The 15,227-nt window shown below is 68.2% G+C and carries 13 protein-coding genes and 2 pseudogenes; 6 read left to right on the plus strand and 9 right to left on the minus strand.

What is annotated here, in order from left to right:
- The first annotated feature begins 93 nt into the window (after positions 1-93).
- Both KW076_RS05930 and KW076_RS05935 read left to right on the plus strand, forming a co-directional pair.
- A complete protein-coding gene (locus tag KW076_RS05930; RefSeq protein ID WP_224356657.1) occupies positions 94-1,965 on the plus strand; it encodes a restriction endonuclease in 1,872 nt (623 codons plus the stop codon).
- A 223-nt stretch (positions 1,966-2,188) separates the two neighbouring features.
- A pseudogene (locus KW076_RS05935) lies at positions 2,189-2,435 on the plus strand (ATP-binding cassette domain-containing protein); the annotation flags it as partial.
- A gap of 399 nt (positions 2,436-2,834) precedes the next feature.
- Here KW076_RS05935 and KW076_RS05940 read toward each other — a convergent pair.
- Positions 2,835-3,989 (minus strand): glycerate kinase family protein, encoded by a 1,155-nt coding sequence (locus KW076_RS05940; protein ID WP_224356658.1) that lies wholly within the window; start codon positions 3,987-3,989, stop codon positions 2,835-2,837.
- A gap of 80 nt (positions 3,990-4,069) precedes the next feature.
- Positions 4,070-5,827 (minus strand): oleate hydratase, encoded by a 1,758-nt coding sequence (locus KW076_RS05945; RefSeq protein WP_224356659.1) that lies wholly within the window; start codon positions 5,825-5,827, stop codon positions 4,070-4,072.
- Positions 5,828-5,914: 87 nt separating this feature from the next.
- Here KW076_RS05945 and KW076_RS05950 point away from each other — a divergent pair, with 87 nt between their 5' ends.
- The 4 genes and pseudogenes from KW076_RS05950 to nhaA all read left to right on the plus strand — a co-directional run bounded on the left by KW076_RS05950 (position 5,915) and on the right by nhaA (position 9,306).
- Positions 5,915-6,637, plus strand: a complete 723-nt coding sequence (locus KW076_RS05950; protein ID WP_224356660.1) for a TetR/AcrR family transcriptional regulator — start codon at positions 5,915-5,917, stop codon at positions 6,635-6,637.
- 68 nt (positions 6,638-6,705) lie between these two features.
- Positions 6,706-6,807, plus strand: a pseudogene (locus KW076_RS05955) (type II toxin-antitoxin system YoeB family toxin); the annotation flags it as partial.
- Position 6,808: 1 nt separating this feature from the next.
- Positions 6,809-7,375 (plus strand): mismatch-specific DNA-glycosylase, encoded by a 567-nt coding sequence (locus KW076_RS05960; protein ID WP_224356661.1) that lies wholly within the window; start codon positions 6,809-6,811, stop codon positions 7,373-7,375.
- 86 nt (positions 7,376-7,461) lie between these two features.
- Positions 7,462-9,306, plus strand: a complete 1,845-nt coding sequence (gene nhaA / locus KW076_RS05965; RefSeq protein WP_224356662.1) for a Na+/H+ antiporter NhaA — start codon at positions 7,462-7,464, stop codon at positions 9,304-9,306.
- Between the two features lie 147 nt (positions 9,307-9,453).
- On the opposite strand, the gene KW076_RS05970 is transcribed toward nhaA, so the two are convergent.
- The 7 genes from KW076_RS05970 to KW076_RS06000 are packed head-to-tail and all read right to left on the minus strand — an operon-like array spanning position 9,454 to position 15,150.
- Positions 9,454-10,236: an SCO1664 family protein gene (locus KW076_RS05970; RefSeq protein ID WP_224356663.1), complete on the minus strand. Its 783-nt coding sequence runs from the start codon at positions 10,234-10,236 to the stop codon at positions 9,454-9,456.
- Complete coding sequence (locus KW076_RS05975) at positions 10,236-10,778, minus strand: DUF3090 domain-containing protein (RefSeq protein ID WP_224356664.1); 543 nt, start codon at positions 10,776-10,778, stop codon at positions 10,236-10,238. Before KW076_RS05975 ends, KW076_RS05970 begins: the two co-directional genes overlap by 1 nt.
- Complete coding sequence (locus KW076_RS05980) at positions 10,775-11,500, minus strand: histidine phosphatase family protein (protein ID WP_224356665.1); 726 nt, start codon at positions 11,498-11,500, stop codon at positions 10,775-10,777. Before KW076_RS05980 ends, KW076_RS05975 begins: the two co-directional genes overlap by 4 nt.
- A 30-nt stretch (positions 11,501-11,530) precedes the next feature.
- Positions 11,531-11,920, minus strand: a complete 390-nt coding sequence (locus KW076_RS05985; protein ID WP_224356666.1) for a hypothetical protein — start codon at positions 11,918-11,920, stop codon at positions 11,531-11,533.
- A complete protein-coding gene (locus KW076_RS05990; protein WP_224356667.1) occupies positions 11,917-13,323 on the minus strand; it encodes a Dyp-type peroxidase in 1,407 nt (468 codons plus the stop codon). The genes KW076_RS05985 and KW076_RS05990 overlap by 4 nt, the downstream gene beginning before the upstream one ends.
- Position 13,324: 1 nt before the next feature.
- Positions 13,325-14,020 (minus strand): hypothetical protein, encoded by a 696-nt coding sequence (locus KW076_RS05995; RefSeq protein WP_224356668.1) that lies wholly within the window; start codon positions 14,018-14,020, stop codon positions 13,325-13,327.
- A 53-nt stretch (positions 14,021-14,073) separates the two neighbouring features.
- Positions 14,074-15,150, minus strand: a complete 1,077-nt coding sequence (locus tag KW076_RS06000) for a catalase family protein (RefSeq protein WP_224356669.1) — start codon at positions 15,148-15,150, stop codon at positions 14,074-14,076.
- Positions 15,151-15,227 lie beyond the last annotated feature (77 nt).

A 15,227-nucleotide genomic window follows, 5' to 3' on the forward strand; every position in this document is an offset into this window, starting at 1 on the left:
GCCGAGGCTCCGGTATCGCAAGACAGCGCTCCCTCATTGCAAGAAGATACAGCAGGACGCACGTGGCGTGAGTACTTGTCGGGACTTCGGTCCATGGGATTCGTCAGCATCCAGGACGGGCTGATTTCGCTTTCGCCGGCTGGACAAAAGTTTTCAAGGGACCCGTCTCGAGACCGGCTCGCAGATCAATTTGCTAATAGAATTAGACTGTTCGCAGAAGCCCTGGCGGTCCTCTCTGAAGGCCCCAAGACTATCAATGAGATTAACGAGCATCTTGTCCAGTCCTATAGCCTCAGTACGTGGAAAACCGTAGCGAATACACGTACGCGTATGACCTGGCTCGAAGTCCTTGGATATGTTGAATGGCTCAGCGGAAATAAGTTGCAAGTGACCGGAGAAGGCATTGATGCACTCGCCCGCTGGGAGCTGGTCACCCCCGAGGCAATCCAGTTGCGCGAGGAAGAACCCGCCGTGGCAAACATTCCTCCCGCGCCCGCGTCGATCGAGGCTTTACTGGATAAACTCACTCGAGATCCGCGGGCCCATGAATCGCGAAACACATACAACATTTGGGTTCCGAGCCCGGCGTCTAGCCCGAATAAGATTGCGAACATGCGTATATGTATCGAGGCTACGGCTGAGCCGATAGAGAAAGAGGATCTTCTCTCATTTATCGCTGATACCTTCGGGCTGAAACGAAGCAGTGTCGAGTCAATGATGCCTTTCATGCGCGCCGCTGGTCTTATCCAGGAAATTCGTCGTGGTGTGTACTCGGCGACACCTGCCGCCCGTGCCTGGCTGGAGACGGGTTCTGATTTGGACTATGTCCGGATCATTCACGCGCACATGAGGTATGTCGGCGAGATTTTAAGGGTGGCAGCCCCTGAAGCTCTGCGATCAGAAGTATATGCCCAGGGGTCCCAGTACGGCATGAACCGAGACAAGGTTCGATGGATCCTCAATTTCCTGGTTGAGGCTGGCCTGATTGTCGACATTAGCTGGTCGACCATTGCATCAACGGCCCTCGGCAAGGCCTTCGCAGCTTCTCTTCCCCTTGCTCCCCCGAACGCCGATGAACCGCTCAATCCGGCAAGTCAGTCATCCTTCGCTGGGCTTGAAGACGATTCTGCGGAAGGAATCACGGATAGTAATTCTGAATCTCTTTTGATCGCACAGCACTTGCGTCGATATGCGGTCGATCCGTTTGCGGAGGGTGTCGCCTCTGGGGCGGCATTTGAAAATGCAATTGAGGCTGCGTTCGGGGCTCTGGGATTTCGTTCGCAGAGGATAAGTGGTTCTGGTGACACTGACGTACTGGTTCAGTGGTATGACGAAGATGGTCAGCTATGTACGGCTATAATCGATGCAAAATCCAGTGCAAGTGGGTCCATTTCTCACACCAATGTGAGTGATGTGGCCATCGCGTCTCATAAGGAGAAGCACTCGGCAGACCGCGTTGCCATTGTTGCCCCGGGGTTTTCGGGGGAAACCATTCGTGCCACTGGTGCCAAGAGGGGCTGGGCACTTCTTACGGCAGATGACCTGGCTGGCGTTCTAGAAACCGCCGTGGATTTAGGCCTGACGCCCGTCGAGACCTCGATAATGTTTGACTCTAGTGACGGGTTCTCTCGGCTGACTGAATTGATTGACGGTCGGAAAAGGCAGTTGGATTTGATTTCCCTCGTTGTCGCTCGATTGTGGAGCGAAAGTGAGAATGATGAGCCTTTTTCCCCGCGAGATATATCTCTTGTGGAGCGCAAGTCGGATCTTGAGCCGACCGTGGACGAACTAGTAGGTGTGGTCTCCAGGCTGAATGCACTCGACTCTCGAGTGCTGCGTACCGTCGAGGCTTCTTCCGATCCAAAACACGAGACGTATCGCGTAGGGGATGTCCAGGCCGTCGCGCGTCAGTTGAGGGCCATTGCTCGCGCCCTCGAATTTGGTCTCGACCCTAAGCGCCAATAGTATCGCGTGTTTCTCGCTGGTGCCGGAGATGCTGTTCCTGATTGGAGCGAATCTCGCGGTTCCTGATCGAATCCGGCCTTTTGGGTGCCATTATTCCTGTCTGCAATTTTAAGGCGTTGTTCGTTGGTACCTGTCTAGTTTGTGCATGCACTCTCCCGCGCGAAGGCAGAGACGTTTTTAAGGCCGCCATTCTTATCGCTTCCGACTTGGTGCCGGGCGCGGCCTGCGCAAGCTCTTCAAGTCGCTGGACCTGACGGTCGCGCCGGGGGCGTCGTCCGCGGGGTGGGGCCAACGGCGCGGGCAAGTCCACGCTGCTGCGCATCCTCGGCGGGGACCTCGCCCCGCAGTCCGGCACCGTGTCCCTCGCCCCGGCGGACGCCTTCATCGGCTGGCTGCCGCAGGAGCACGAGCGCGTGCCGGGGGAGACGGTGGCCGGGTACATCGCCCGCTTTACCGGCCGTCTAAAGGCTGAACTAGTGAAGAACATATGAAACGCCGCAAGGGAGTCGGCTCGGCTTGAGCCACGTGATTGGCGTCGGACGCGGTGATGGTCGATCTTCCCCACCCCTCGCCCTTATGGCCTCTCCACCTCAGAACAACGCCCAAGGCACGGCCGACGCCCGGCTGCTTGGAGCGGGAAACCATCCGTTGTCGAGCAACCGAGCGCAGTGTTCCGTGGGGGCGTCGATCCCGTCGCTACGGAGCTGCTCCGCTAGCCCCGCCCCAGCTCGCCCTCGTGTCCCTTACGAACGCGCCCCGCGCCGTCGCGTTCGTTGTTGACGATCACGTCGAACACTGCCATGCGGCGCAGCCCCGCCGAGTCCTCGTGGGCCAGGACCAGCCGATTCCCGCCCTCGTCCTCACCCTCTTCACCGTGTGAGCCCGGCGGGGGAGCAGGCCATCACCAGCCGCCCGATGTCGCGGGCGGTCGCGGTCAGGTCCTCTGCTGTACGACGGATCGCTGTTGCCAGGTCCTGGGGGCCGCGGCCAATGGGCACGATCGCGGTGATGCCCTCGTCGTAGAGGATGTCCGCGTCCTGTCCCACGGAGCCGGCGAGGACGATCACCGGGATCGCACGGCCTGCTGCGCGCACGGCCTGGGCCACGCCGATCGGCACTTTCCCGGCCAAGGACTGGCCGTCGATGCGCCCCTCGCCGGTGATGACGAGGTCAGCGGTCTTCACGAGGTCGTGGAAACCCGCCGTCTCGAGGACGACGTCGATACCCGGCTTCAAGGTGGCCCCGATGAAGGCATGCAGGCCACCGGCCAGACCCCCCGCCGCTCCCGCACCGGGGAGCGCATCGATCGCGACCCCGAGGTCTCGCTCGACGATGCCCGCGAGATGGACCAGTCCGGTGTCCAGGCTCGCCACTGATGCAGGATCCGCCCCCTTCTGGGGGCCGAACACGTGGGCTGCACCCTGCGATCCCGTGAGGGGGTTGCTGATGTCACACATCACCTCCACGTCGACGTCTCGGAGCCGGTCTCGTGCCGGGGTGGAGTCGATCCGCGCGATCCGGATGAGGGTGTCGCCGGTCGGGACGAACTCCTCACCCGCGACGTCGAGGAACCGGACGCCGAGGGCCGCGGCAGCGCCCGTGCCGCCGTCCGTCGTGGCGCTCCCGCCGGCCCCGACGACGACTCTGCGCGCGCCAGCGGACACCGCGTCGAGGATCTGCTCGCCGACCCCGAACGTCGTGGCCCGTCCCGTGTCTTCGCGTCCGGAGGCGAGCGGGAGCCCGGCACATGAGGCTGTCTCCACCACCGCCACGTCCGGGTCGATCAGACCGTAGTGGACGGGCACGCGTTCGCCGTAGAACACCCCGCAGACGGTCGCGGATCGCAAGGCGCCCCCTGCGGCAGCCACGAAGGCCTCGACGGTGCCTTCCCCGCCGTCGGCGATGGGCACCACGAGGACCTCGGCGTCGGTGGCCGAGGCGAGACCCGTCGCGATCGCGGAGCCCGCCTCGCGCGACGAGAGGGCCCCCTTGAACGAGTCTGGGATGACGATGATGCTCTGCACGCGTGGATCTCCTAGGTGTAGGAGGGCATGACGTTGTTGACTCGGGCCGGGGCCCGAGGCGCACCCGCGGTGGGCGGGACTCAGATGAGGCCGTGCTCCTCGAGGAGCTGGCCGATCTCCCCGTGCTCGAGCTTGCCGCGCAGGTAGCCGCGCAGCGCGGCCGGGCCGGGCATCTCCACCTTCTTGCCGTCGCGCATGCGCGCCGATGCCTCGAGCAGGTCGCGCACATCGTACGTGGAACCCCAGGTCTCCGGCACGCCGCGCTCCACGTCGAGGAGTTCGTAGACGGCCTCCATGCCGGTGCGCACCGAGTACTCGGTCGTGAAGATCGTGTCGCGGCCGGTCTCCGCGAACTGCCCGAGGAACGCGAAGTTCGCCGCCCCCTCCGGCACGACCTGCGGCCGGTCACCCGCGCGGCGGGGCATGAAGAAGCTCGTCACGTAGGGCATCATGACCGGCACGCACCGGGCGCCGGTCGCCGCGAGCTCGGGGATCTCCTCCACGGGCACGCCCAGGTGGTAGAGCCACTCCTGGGTGATCTCCTCGCCGGTGCACTGCGCCAGGGGCTTCTTCACGTAGTCGCCGTCGACGTCAACGAACAGACCGTAGACCCAGACGACGATCTGATCCTTCGGCTGCTTCTTGAAGTGCGGCTGGCGATTGACCGTCCAGCTCAGCAGCCAGGAGGAGTCCTCGGCGGTGACGATGCCGCCGGTGACCACGCGGCCGCTGAACGGATCGCGCTGGGCGATGCGCTCGATGTAGGCGGGGATGCGCTCATCGAGCGTCGTGACGGTGGCCGATTCCCACTTCGTCTCCTCGATCGAGGAGCAGAAGACCTCCGGGCGCCCGAACGCCGGGTCCTTCTTCGCGATGCGCTTCCACAGGTCCCAGGCCGGGGCCGGGCCCTCGTTGAGGGCTGCGGGCGTGTGGTGGTCGCCCTCATCGGAGTTGTCCACGAGCGAGCCGATCGTCATGAGCGCGAGGTCGTGCTCGCCGAGCTCGATGGTCTCCTCGGCGCCGTCGCGGCGGCAGCGGATCGCGGTGGCGCGGATCTCGCCGTTGCGGTGGGCGAAGTCCACATCGAGGACCTCGGTGCCGGAGCGGAAGACGACGCCGTGCTCGGTGAGGTAGTGCATGAGCGGCAGGACGAAGGACTCGTACTGGTTGTACTTCGTGAACTTCAGCGCCGTGAAGTCCGGCAGCCCGCCGATGTGATGGATGAAGCGGTGGAGGTAGAGCTTGAACTCGAGCGCGGAGTGCCACTCCTCGAAGGCGAACATCGTCCGCCAGTACATCCAGAACGGCGAGTCGAGGAACTCGCGGCCCATCACCTCGTCGATGCGCTTGCCCTCCATCTCCGCACGCTCGGCGAGGAAGATCTTCAACAGGTCCTTCTGCGCCCGCTTCGGCAGGTCGAAGCGGCCCTCGTGTCCGGCGTCCTCGCCCCGGCGCACGGTGGCGCGGCGCAGCGAGTAGTTGGGGTCGTCCTTGTTGAGCCAGTAGAACTCGTCGAGCACGGAGGCGTCCTCGAGCTCCAGGGAGGGGATGGAGCGCATCATGTCCCACAGGCACTCCATGTGGTTCTCCAGCTCCCGGCCGCCGCGGATGACGAAGCCCTTCTCCGGGACGTCGAGGCCGTCGAGCGCACCGCCGGCGATCTCGCCCTTCTCGAGGATCGTAACGTTGGCGCCGGGGACCCCGGCGTCGCGGATGAGGAAGACGGCCGCCGCGAGCCCGGCCAGCCCGCTGCCGACGATGTAGGCCTTCGTCTCCTGCGCGTGCTGTGCGGGGCGGGGACGCGCGAACGCCTCGTAGTTACCTGCCGTGTACTGCATGATCCATCCTTCCCGGCGCGTGCCGGATGCCGATCACCCGGCCGCGATATTGAGTGTACTCAGAATTGAGTCGACTACAATGGCCGCATGGACACTCGGGATGACACGGAGCTGGCGCCCTCGGCGACGCTGGGCAGGCGCGAGCGGGCGAAGGCGGAGAAGCGCGCCCGCATCCTCGCCGCGGCGCGCGCGCTGTTCGAGGAGCGCGGTTTCGAGCGGACCTCGATGAGCGAGGTCGCGCGCGCGGCGGATGTGGCCGAGGGCACTGTCTTCCAGTACGCGGCGACGAAGGTCGAGCTGCTCATGATGGTCGTCGATGCGCTCTGGGGAGCCCACGAGCGCGCGACGACCACTCCTTCGCTCTCTGCGTTCGCCGCGCCCGGCGCCGCGACGGCGGGCGGGGAGACCGCGGACCGGATCGCGGAGCTGATCTCGCCGCTCGTCACCGCAATGTGGCGCTGGTCCGAGCTTGCGACGTGGGTCGCACGCGAGATCCTCTTCGGTGCGGACATGCCGCATCGCCGGCGGGTCCTCGACCACGTCGATCGCCTCGAAGAGGAGATCGCCGCGCGCCTGCAGGACGGCCGAGCCGACGCTTCCGGTGCGATCGGAGCGGCGCGGGACGGTGCCACAGGCACTGCCGGCGAGGAGCCCGGTGCGGCTGCGGCGGCCGGCGCCCGCCTCATCGTCGCCGGGGTGCTGGCCGAGCTCAACCGCTCCCGGCAGAGACGGATCGACGGCGAGGACGTCGATGTGGTGCTCCGCAGGCTCATCGACCTCGTGGTGGCGGGGGCGGGCGCCGCCCGGTGACCCGGAAGCCGTCCGGGCCGTTCGGGCCGCCGCTGGCACCGGCCAGCGCCGCCGCGATTGCCCGCCGCGCGGCCGGGGCGTGGTCGCGGCGCATCACGGCGGAGCACAGGCTCGTCTACCTCGTCGACGGCGAGGACCTGATCATCCTCCAGGCGAGGTATCACTACTGACATGCGCTTCACCCAGGCCGAGCTTCAGCAGTTCCGCGACCGCACCGTCCCCGACCTGCTGCCGGACCCGCTGCGGCTGCTGTTCATCGGCATCAACCCCGGCCTGTGGACCGCCGCCACCGGTGCGCACTTCGCCCGCCGCGGCAACCGCTTCTACCCGGCCCTGTACCGTGCCGGGCTCACCCGGCACCTGATCGACGCCTCCGGCGGCTACAAGGCCGAGGACCTCGCCGAGCTGCACGCCCGCGGCATCGGGATCTCCAACCTCGTCCCGCGTGCCACCGCCCGCGCCGACGAGCTCACCGCGGAGGAGCTCGCCGCCGCCCCCGCCCGCCTGGACGCGCTCGTGGCAGCGCACGCGCCGGCCGTCGTCGCCGTGTTGGGGGTGACGGCCTACCGGCAGGCGTTCGGACGCCCGAAGGCGGCGCTGGGGGAGCAGCAGACGCCGTGGCCGGGCACGCGGCTGTTCGTTGCGCCGAACCCCAGCGGGCTCAACGCTCACGCCACCCTGGACTCACTCGCCGCGGATTACCGCGCGGCCGGTGCCGCGGCGGGGCTCGTGGACTGAGTGCGCCCGCCGTCCCTGCGACCGCGCTGCACGGTCGACAAGGCTCGCCGCCGGGCGCTGCCCTGGGGTCCCGATATGCTTCCCGGATGACGAGCGGGCAGATGGAACGGCGCATGAGTTGGCGAACGATTCGCACGGAGGCGGGTTCGGCTGTGCTCCTGGTCGTCGTCACAGCGGTCGCCCTGCTCTGGGCGAACTCGCCACTCTCCGAGGCCTATTTCGGGCTGTGGGATGTCGAGATCGGGTTCGATGTCGGCGGGTTCGGACTGCACATGAACCTGCACCACTGGATCAACGACGGCCTCATGATGACCTTCTTCCTCGTCGTTGGCCTCGAGGTGCGGCAGGAGTTCGCGCATGGGACGCTCCGAGACGCCAGCCGCGCGCGTCTCGCGTTGATCGCTGGCGTCGTCGGCGTGGCACTGCCCGCAGTCTTCTACATCCTGATCGTGGCCGCCGCGGGCGGCGAGGGGCTCGGTGGATGGGGCGCGGTGGTCGGTACCGACACCGCGTTCCTGTTGGGTGCCCTCGCGCTCGTCGGCCCGAAACTCTCCGGCCAGTTGCGGGTGTTCCTCCTCACCCTCACCGTCGTCGATGACTTCCTCGCCGTCTCCATCATCGGCATCGTCTACAGCGACGAGATCCGGCTCGTTCCGCTGCTGATCGCAGGTGCCTGCCTCGTCGGGCTGTGGCTTCTGGGTCGTTCGCGGCAGTGGAGCGCCACACCGTACGTGCTGATTGTCATTGTGCTCTGGTTCGCGACCGTGGAATCCGGAGTCCACGCCTCCCTCGCGGGCATGGTCGCAGGACTCCTCATCCCCGCCTACCCGACGCGTCGGCAACAAGTGGTCGAGGCTCGTCAGCTGTTCCGCGACTTCTGGCAGTCGCCGAGCGCGGCATCGGCCCGCGCAGTCGATCGAGGCTTGGCGCAGGGCATCTCGGTGAATGAACGCATGCACGAGGTCTTGCGCATGCCCACCGCGCTCGTCATCGTCCCGATCTTCGCGCTCGCGAACGCCGGCGTCGACCTGCGCGGCGGCGTGCTCGTCGATTCCTTCCAGTCCTCCGTGACGTGGGGAGTCATCGTGGGTCTCGTGCTCGGCAAACTTCTCGGCATCGGTCTCGCCACCTTCGTCGCTGTGAAGCTGGGAGCCGGTCGGCTGCCCGAGGGTGTCGGGATGGGCAGCGTGTTCGGCGGCGCGGCGCTTTCGGGGATCGGGTTCACCGTGTCGCTCCTGGTGATCGGCCTCGCGTTCGGCTCGACGTCCGACCTGGGCCGGCAAGCGACCGTCGGCGTGTTGGTCGCGATGGTGCTCGCGACCGCGCTTGGTTGGCTGATCTTCCGGGTTGCTGCGAAACGCTGGGGAGAGGAGACGGCAGATCTGCCGATGGTGCTCACACCACCCGTTGATCCTGAAGTCGACCACATCCGCGGACCCGAGGACGCCCAGCTCACGCTCGTCGAGTACATCGACTTCGAATGCGCGTATTGCGCGCACGCAACGGGTTCCTGGGACGACCTTCGCAGCCGGTTCGGGGACGATCTCCGGTATGTCGTTCGCCAGCTGCCACATCACCCTCACGGCCCCCTAGCCGCACGAGCGTCGGAGGCGGCATCGAATCAGGGGATGTTCTGGCCGTGGCTGGACTTCGTCTTCACGCGGCAAGATGCGCTCGAGCGCGAAGATCTAATCCGCTACGCCGAAGAGCTGGGCCTGGATGTCGCCCAGTTCACGGCTGACCTCGACAGTGCCGCCGTAGGTGCCCGTGTGGAGCGGGATCTCGAAAGCGCCGATGCAAGCGGGGCGCACGCCACCCCGACGTTCTTCGTCGACGGCCGACGGTTGCTGGGCAGCTACGACGCTCGAACGCTCACCTCAGCCCTCGAAGCCAGCCGCCGAGGCACACGAACCCAGGAAGTGCGCTCCTGAGCCGTCAGGCGTCGCGGGGCGCGTCGGTACACCTGCCCGAGCGAACAAGAACACGGGGCTGGTGCAGGTACGCGAACCTGGCGCCCGGTTGAACCAGATCGCGAAGGACTTCGGCATCAGCGAGTCCTGTCTGACGCCTCAGGCCCGTCAGAAGAGCGGCCAGGGCACGGCCGGCGTCCGGCCGCTCGGGGCAGGGAAGATCCCGTCGTCGAGCAACCGGGCACCGCGTTCGGCAAGGGCTTCGACTTCCTCGGCACTGAGCAGCTCCGCCAGCCCCCGCCCCAGCTCACCATCGAGCCCGTCGAGAACCCGGCCGACGCCGTCGCGCTCCTCCTCGCTCAGCGCCTCGCCCAGCCACCCCCACAGCACGGTGCGCAGCTTGCCCGCTACATGGAACGTGAGCCCGTGGTCCACCCCGTACCGGTGACCACCGGGCATGGCGAGGATGTGGGCGCCCTTGCGGTCGGCGTTGTTGACGATCACGTCGAACACCGCCATGCGGCGCAGCGCCGCTGAGTTCTCGTGGGCCAGGGCCAGCCTGCGCCCTTCCTCGTCCTCGCCCTCCAGGATTGTGAGCCACCCCGCGGCCGGCACCTCGTCCGCCGGGAACAGGTCCACGGCGTCCTGCTCAGGATCCTGCTCCTGCCAGAGCTGCACCATCCCCTCGCCGAACGGGCCGTCGCGCAACCACGTGCGCGGCACGATCTCCCACCCCAGCGCTTCGGACACCAGGTGCGCGGCCACCTCGCGGCGGGCCAGGGTTCCGGCGGGGAAGTCCCACAGCGGGGCCTCGCCCGCCACCGGCTTGTAGACCACCGGGGTGTCACCGATCGCGCCGAGAAACGTGGCGTTGGACGCCGTCGTGATGCGGCCCGTGAGCGTCAGCTCCCCGTCCACCAGCTCGCCGGCGGGCACGTCCGCGGCGCTCATCAGGAGTCGGGGAGAGTGCAGTCGTGGCCGTCGGGGTCGATGGGCTGACCGCAGTCCGAGCAGATCGGTCGCCCGGCGTCCACGACCTCCCGGGTGCGCCGGGCGAACGCCCGGGCGGCGCCGACGGGCATCCGCACGCGCACGGCTTCCGCGTCCGTCTCGAGCACCGGGTCGGCGTCGTCGTCGGTCAGCGGGTGGGCGTCGATGAGCACCTGCGCGGTCGTGGGGTCCCAGCCCAGTCCGATGGCCCCCACCCGGAACCACTCCTGTACCGGGTCCAGCGGATCGTTGTCCACGAGTTCCACGGGCGTGCTGGCCGGGACGCTGTGCGGGTTGCCGTCCAGCGCCATCAGATCGTCGAGGATCTCGTCGATCATCTCCGCCATCAGGGCGGACTGCTGCTTCTCCAGGGCCAGGCTCACCAGCCGGGGCCCGGTGCGCACCTGCAGGTAGAACGTGCGGGCTCCGGGACGCCCGAGCGTCCCGATCACGACTCGATCCGGCCAGTCGAACTCATGGGCGGGGGCAGGTGCATCAGTCATGTCACGATCCTAGGCGTCTGCTCGTCCACCGCGCCGGGGCCGGTGCCCGCGCCGCCGCCCACCGGGGCGTCGTCGGACGGGCCGAGGCTCGAGAGCCAGGACAGGTCCCCGGCGTCGGTATTGGTGGCCCAGACCCGCGGTCGGCTCGGCCCGTAGCTCACGATGGACACGGAGGCGGGACCCACCTCGATCCGCTGGAACAGATCCAGGTGCGTGCCTAGCGCGTCGGCCAGGATCGACTTGATGACGTCCCCGTGGCTCACCGCCACCCACACCGCCCCGGGCCCGTGCTCGGCCTCGACCGCGGCGTCGTGCCGGCGGATCGCCGCCACCGCGCGGGCCTGCATGCCCGCCATGGACTCCCCGCCGGGGAAGACGACGGCGGACGGCTGGGTCTGCACCGTCGCCCACAGGGGCTCGGTGGCCAGGTCGCTGAGCGCGCGCCCCTGCCACTGGCCGTAGTCGCACTCGGTGAGGTCGTCGTCGACCAGGGAGGGCACCGCCCCCGACTGGCGATCGAGGAGGGCGCGGGCCGTCTGCGCGCACCGCTCCAGGGGACTGGCCACCACCGCGGCCACGGGCACGGCCGCGACCCGATCCGCGGTGCGGGCCGCCTGCTCCCGTCCGTGATCGTCCAGGCTGACCCCGGGGGTGCGGCCCGCCAGCAGTCCGGTCGCGTTGGCCGTGGTGCGGCCGTGCCGCACGAGAAGTACCGTCGCCATCACTCCAGCCTACTCACGCGGCGGAGCGCCTCAACGCGACGGGTCACGGGGCAGAGGAGTCCACCGCAGGGTGAGGCCCTCGACGGCGGCCAGCGCCGCGTGGGCATCGTCGGCGGCGTCCTCCAGCCCGTCCGCCACGTCTTCACCCGCCGAGGTGAGCAACAGGACCGCGTGGTCGTCCGCGTCGGGCTGCTCGCCCGGGTCGGCGCGCCAGCCGCCCCTGCCCCGGCCGCCGTCCTCGTCCCCGGGCAGGGAGCCCAGCCACGCGGCGGCCGCCCGGGCCGCCCCGGGGCCGACGACGTCCAGCCGCAGGGTCGCGGGGGAGCCGTCGTTGCCCGGCGGGGTGCCCCACAGCCAGTCCAGGTCCACCTGCCACGGCGGGGCGCCCGCGGGGCCGCCCGGGGACGGAGGCTGCATCACGCCTCGGCGTCCGACTGGTCCGACGTCCAGCCCGCCTCACCGATCCACCGCAGGGCGCGGAGCGAGGGCATGAAGAGGTACTCGCCTCCGGCCATCCGGTTGAAGGTGGTGATGCCGTTGATGCGCTTGCGGGCCGGCTCGGCGGGGATGGTGAACCGTCCCTGCGTCGGGTCGTCCTCGTGCAGACCGACGATCGGATCCCGCTCGGAGCCGAGGTCGACGAAGTTGCCGCCGTTGATCCACTCCTGCTGCATGAACTCGATCGTGTCGAAGGCCCGGGCGCTGATGAAGATGAAGTAGATCCCGCGGTCCTCCTTCGCGTCGTCGGCCGAGGTCACCTCCGGCGACCACCCGGGACCGTAGGTCGAGGAGCGCCGGATGATCCGCTTGATGTTCACGTCCGTCATGATCGACAGGTCGCTGTCCCGCGGGTTCAGGCGACGCATGTGGCTCGAGTGCGGGCACATCAGGCCCTTCGGGTCGTCCTCGAAGGTGAAGTCGTTGCGCCGCTCCGGGTCGTTGCCCAGCGCCTCGTCGTCGTGATCCGGGGAGAGCACGAGCGGGGCGCCGCTGCGCCACCGGCCGAACATCTTCGCGGCGATCCGGTGCTGCTCCTCCGGGTCCGGGCTCTGCGAGGCGAGGTACTCGTTGAAGGCGCCCACCCGACTGGCGAACTTGCGCAGCACCACGTAGGTCCCGTTGCGGCCCAGCACGTCCGGCTGTGGCACGGCCAGCGGGGAGCCGGTCTCGCTGTTCTCGCCCAGGATGAACTCGCCGGCGGAGATGGAGCGCTCCTGGCCCGGCTGGGGCCGCACCCCGCTGCCGGCCACCGTCGGCTGCGAGATGGAGTCCCGGAAGCCGAAGGGGTTCTTGTTCAGCTCGTCGACCCCGAACCGGTGGGTGGCCACCAGGGTCACTCCGGTGGAGTGATCCAGCACCTGCTGCGCCTGGTCCAGGGCGGCGTCCAGGGCGTCGGCGTCGGCCGCGTAGATCGTCAGCGCGATGTGGCAGGCGTCCTGGGTGAACGCCTCGTCCCAGTGCTCCGGGGCGTTCGGCCCGGTGTCCATGAGCTGCTGGGCGCGGGCGGCCATCCCCTGCTGGTAGGGCAGCGGGAAGCTGGCCAGGGGGTCCTCGGGCAGCCCCAGGGCGCGCAGGCCGGCGAAGCTGATCGCCACGCCGGTCCAGGACTGCAGGTCGTCGGCCCAGTCCTGCGCGGAGGTCACGTGCTCGGCCAGGCGACGGACGAAGTCCCGGCCGCCTTCGGCCTCCTCCACGGTCAGCATGGCGTGGGCGCCGACGTAGGGCTCGGGCCGCTCCCGCAACACCAGGCCCTGGATGTCGTCCAGGTGCAGCTCGACGCGCTCCCGCTCGAAACGTTCCTTCAGGTCCTTGAGCACGCCCATCTCAGTAGTCCACCGCCTCGGGGGTGGAGATCGCGTCGGTGAGCTGCTTCAGGGCGGCCGCCGTGTCCTCGTCCAGGTCGGTGCGCCCGGCCATCTGGTCCAGGAAGGTGTTCACCGCGTCCTCGGTGCGCTGCAGTCGGCGCGTGTCCACCACGGTGACCTGCGGGTTCGCCACGAACCACCCGGAGGCAGTGATCTGGTGGTCGGCGATGAAGTCCTTCACGGTCGGGCTGTCGATGCCCGGCCACCCCTCCACGTTCTGGAAGAGGAGGTCCATCAGCTCGGGGATCTTGGTGGCGAAGTCGTTGATGTACGCGTCCCAGTCGCCGTCGTAGGCCGTGGCGAAGAGGATGCGGGTGTTGTCGTCGAAGAAGACGAAGCGCATGTCGTGGAGCGTGGACACGCGCTGGGCGCCGTCCATGTTGCCGCGGGTCAGGTCGAAGATCCGCTGCAGCCGTTCGGCGCCGCCCGGCTTGAGGCGGGCGATGGCGGTCAGCTCCGAGACCTTGCCCGAGCGCATCCCCACGCGGCCGGCGGACTCGGCGGTGCCGGACAGGTTCGGGTTGTGCTTACGGATCATCGCCTCGAGGGCGATCTTGGCCAGCGTGGGGGCGTCCTGGGCGACGTCCTCGACGGCGCGCTTGACGGCGTCGAGGCGGCTCTCGTCTTGGAGCCGGGGGTCTGAGCGGTCAGTCATGGGGTCCTCCTTCGAGAATCCTTAGGGGTGGGTGGTGAGGGGCGAGGCCGGGATCAGTCTGGGATCTCGTCGAGCGACGTCGGCTCGGGGGCCGGACGGTCGTTGAACTCGTGGCGGAAGCGAGTGGACTGCTCATAGGCGCGCTTGCGGACGCGCATGATGGAGCCCAGCGGCTGGTGCTCGACCACGCCGTTCCACGGGTTGAAGGTGAGGGCATCGTCGCCGTAGACGCGGCGGGGATGGCTGTAGCTCTCCTGCGCCTCGATGCGCAGGGTGGCGACGGGCTGGTGCGGGGCCTCCTCCTCGTCCCACAGGACGGAGGCGTCCTCCACCGGCATGCGCTCCGCGTCGGTCGCCAGCTGCGCCCGCAGGACGTACTCTGCGCTCTCACGGGAGAAGAAGTCGGCGACGATCTCGCTGATCGAGGAGAAGTCCTTCACCTTCATGTCCTGGCCGGTCAGGGCGCGCACGTTCGCGGACGCCGGGGCCAGCGAGATCTTCGCGACGTGGTCCCCGTAGCGCAGGGCGCCCTGGGTGAAGTACGTCTCGCCGAGGACGTGGGCGTTGTCCCGCCCCAGGCCTTCCAAGGTGGCGCTGGGGGTCCCCCCGACGGTCTCCACCGCGCCCCGGACCACGCGCGCGGCGCCCGTCGTCAGGCGCTGCAGCAGCTCGGGGGACTGGGAGTTCTTCTCCAGCAGCCCCAGCATCTCCTGGTAGCGGGCCACGGTGCCGAAGGCGAGCGTCGGGAAGTTCACCATGAGGAAGTCCTGATTGTGGCTGTCCAGATCCGGCAGCAGCCGCTTGCCCTCCACGCCGAGCACCTTCAGGGCCCAGCCCCGCGGGGCGGGAGTGCGGTCGGTGTGGATGTCCCCGGGCGCTGAGGAGAGCCGCGCCACCGCCTCGTAGGTGCCCGGACGGGCGAAGATGCCCTGCGCCAGCTCGGGAGCCAGGCCCTCGTGCACCTCCAGCGTGGCCTTGAGGACGGCGTGGCTCTTGGCGTGGGCGTCGCGGTGGGCGTGCTTGTGCTCTCCCGCCGTGCGGCGCTGTGCCGCGCCCATCTGGGCCAGGATCTCGCGGGTCAGGTCCTCCTCGCGGTCGACCGAGTGCTCGATGTCGGGCGTGTACGTCACCGGTTCAGTCATCAGTGTGCTCTGCCTTCCCTCTCTGGAGCGCCGTGTGCGCCGCGCGGAGCCGCGCACCTGACCCG

Origin of the sequence: Micrococcus porci, assembly GCF_020097155.1 — a bacterium.
GTDB classification, from domain to species: Bacteria; Actinomycetota; Actinomycetes; order Actinomycetales; family Micrococcaceae; genus Micrococcus; species Micrococcus porci.

Coding starts and splice junctions, on each gene's coding strand:
- KW076_RS05930 (WP_224356657.1), top strand. CDS start 94: ATGGGATTCGTCAGCATCCAGGACGGGCTGATTTCGCTTTCGCCGGCT.
- KW076_RS05945 (WP_224356659.1), bottom strand. CDS start 5,827: ATGCAGTACACGGCAGGTAACTACGAGGCGTTCGCGCGTCCCCGCCCC.
- KW076_RS05950 (WP_224356660.1), top strand. CDS start 5,915: ATGGACACTCGGGATGACACGGAGCTGGCGCCCTCGGCGACGCTGGGC.
- KW076_RS05960 (WP_224356661.1), top strand. CDS start 6,809: ATGCGCTTCACCCAGGCCGAGCTTCAGCAGTTCCGCGACCGCACCGTC.
- nhaA (WP_224356662.1), top strand. CDS start 7,462: ATGACGAGCGGGCAGATGGAACGGCGCATGAGTTGGCGAACGATTCGC.
- KW076_RS05970 (WP_224356663.1), bottom strand. CDS start 10,236: ATGAGCGCCGCGGACGTGCCCGCCGGCGAGCTGGTGGACGGGGAGCTG.
- KW076_RS05975 (WP_224356664.1), bottom strand. CDS start 10,778: ATGACTGATGCACCTGCCCCCGCCCATGAGTTCGACTGGCCGGATCGA.
- KW076_RS05980 (WP_224356665.1), bottom strand. CDS start 11,500: ATGGCGACGGTACTTCTCGTGCGGCACGGCCGCACCACGGCCAACGCG.
- KW076_RS05990 (WP_224356667.1), bottom strand. CDS start 13,323: ATGGGCGTGCTCAAGGACCTGAAGGAACGTTTCGAGCGGGAGCGCGTC.
- KW076_RS05995 (WP_224356668.1), bottom strand. CDS start 14,020: ATGACTGACCGCTCAGACCCCCGGCTCCAAGACGAGAGCCGCCTCGAC.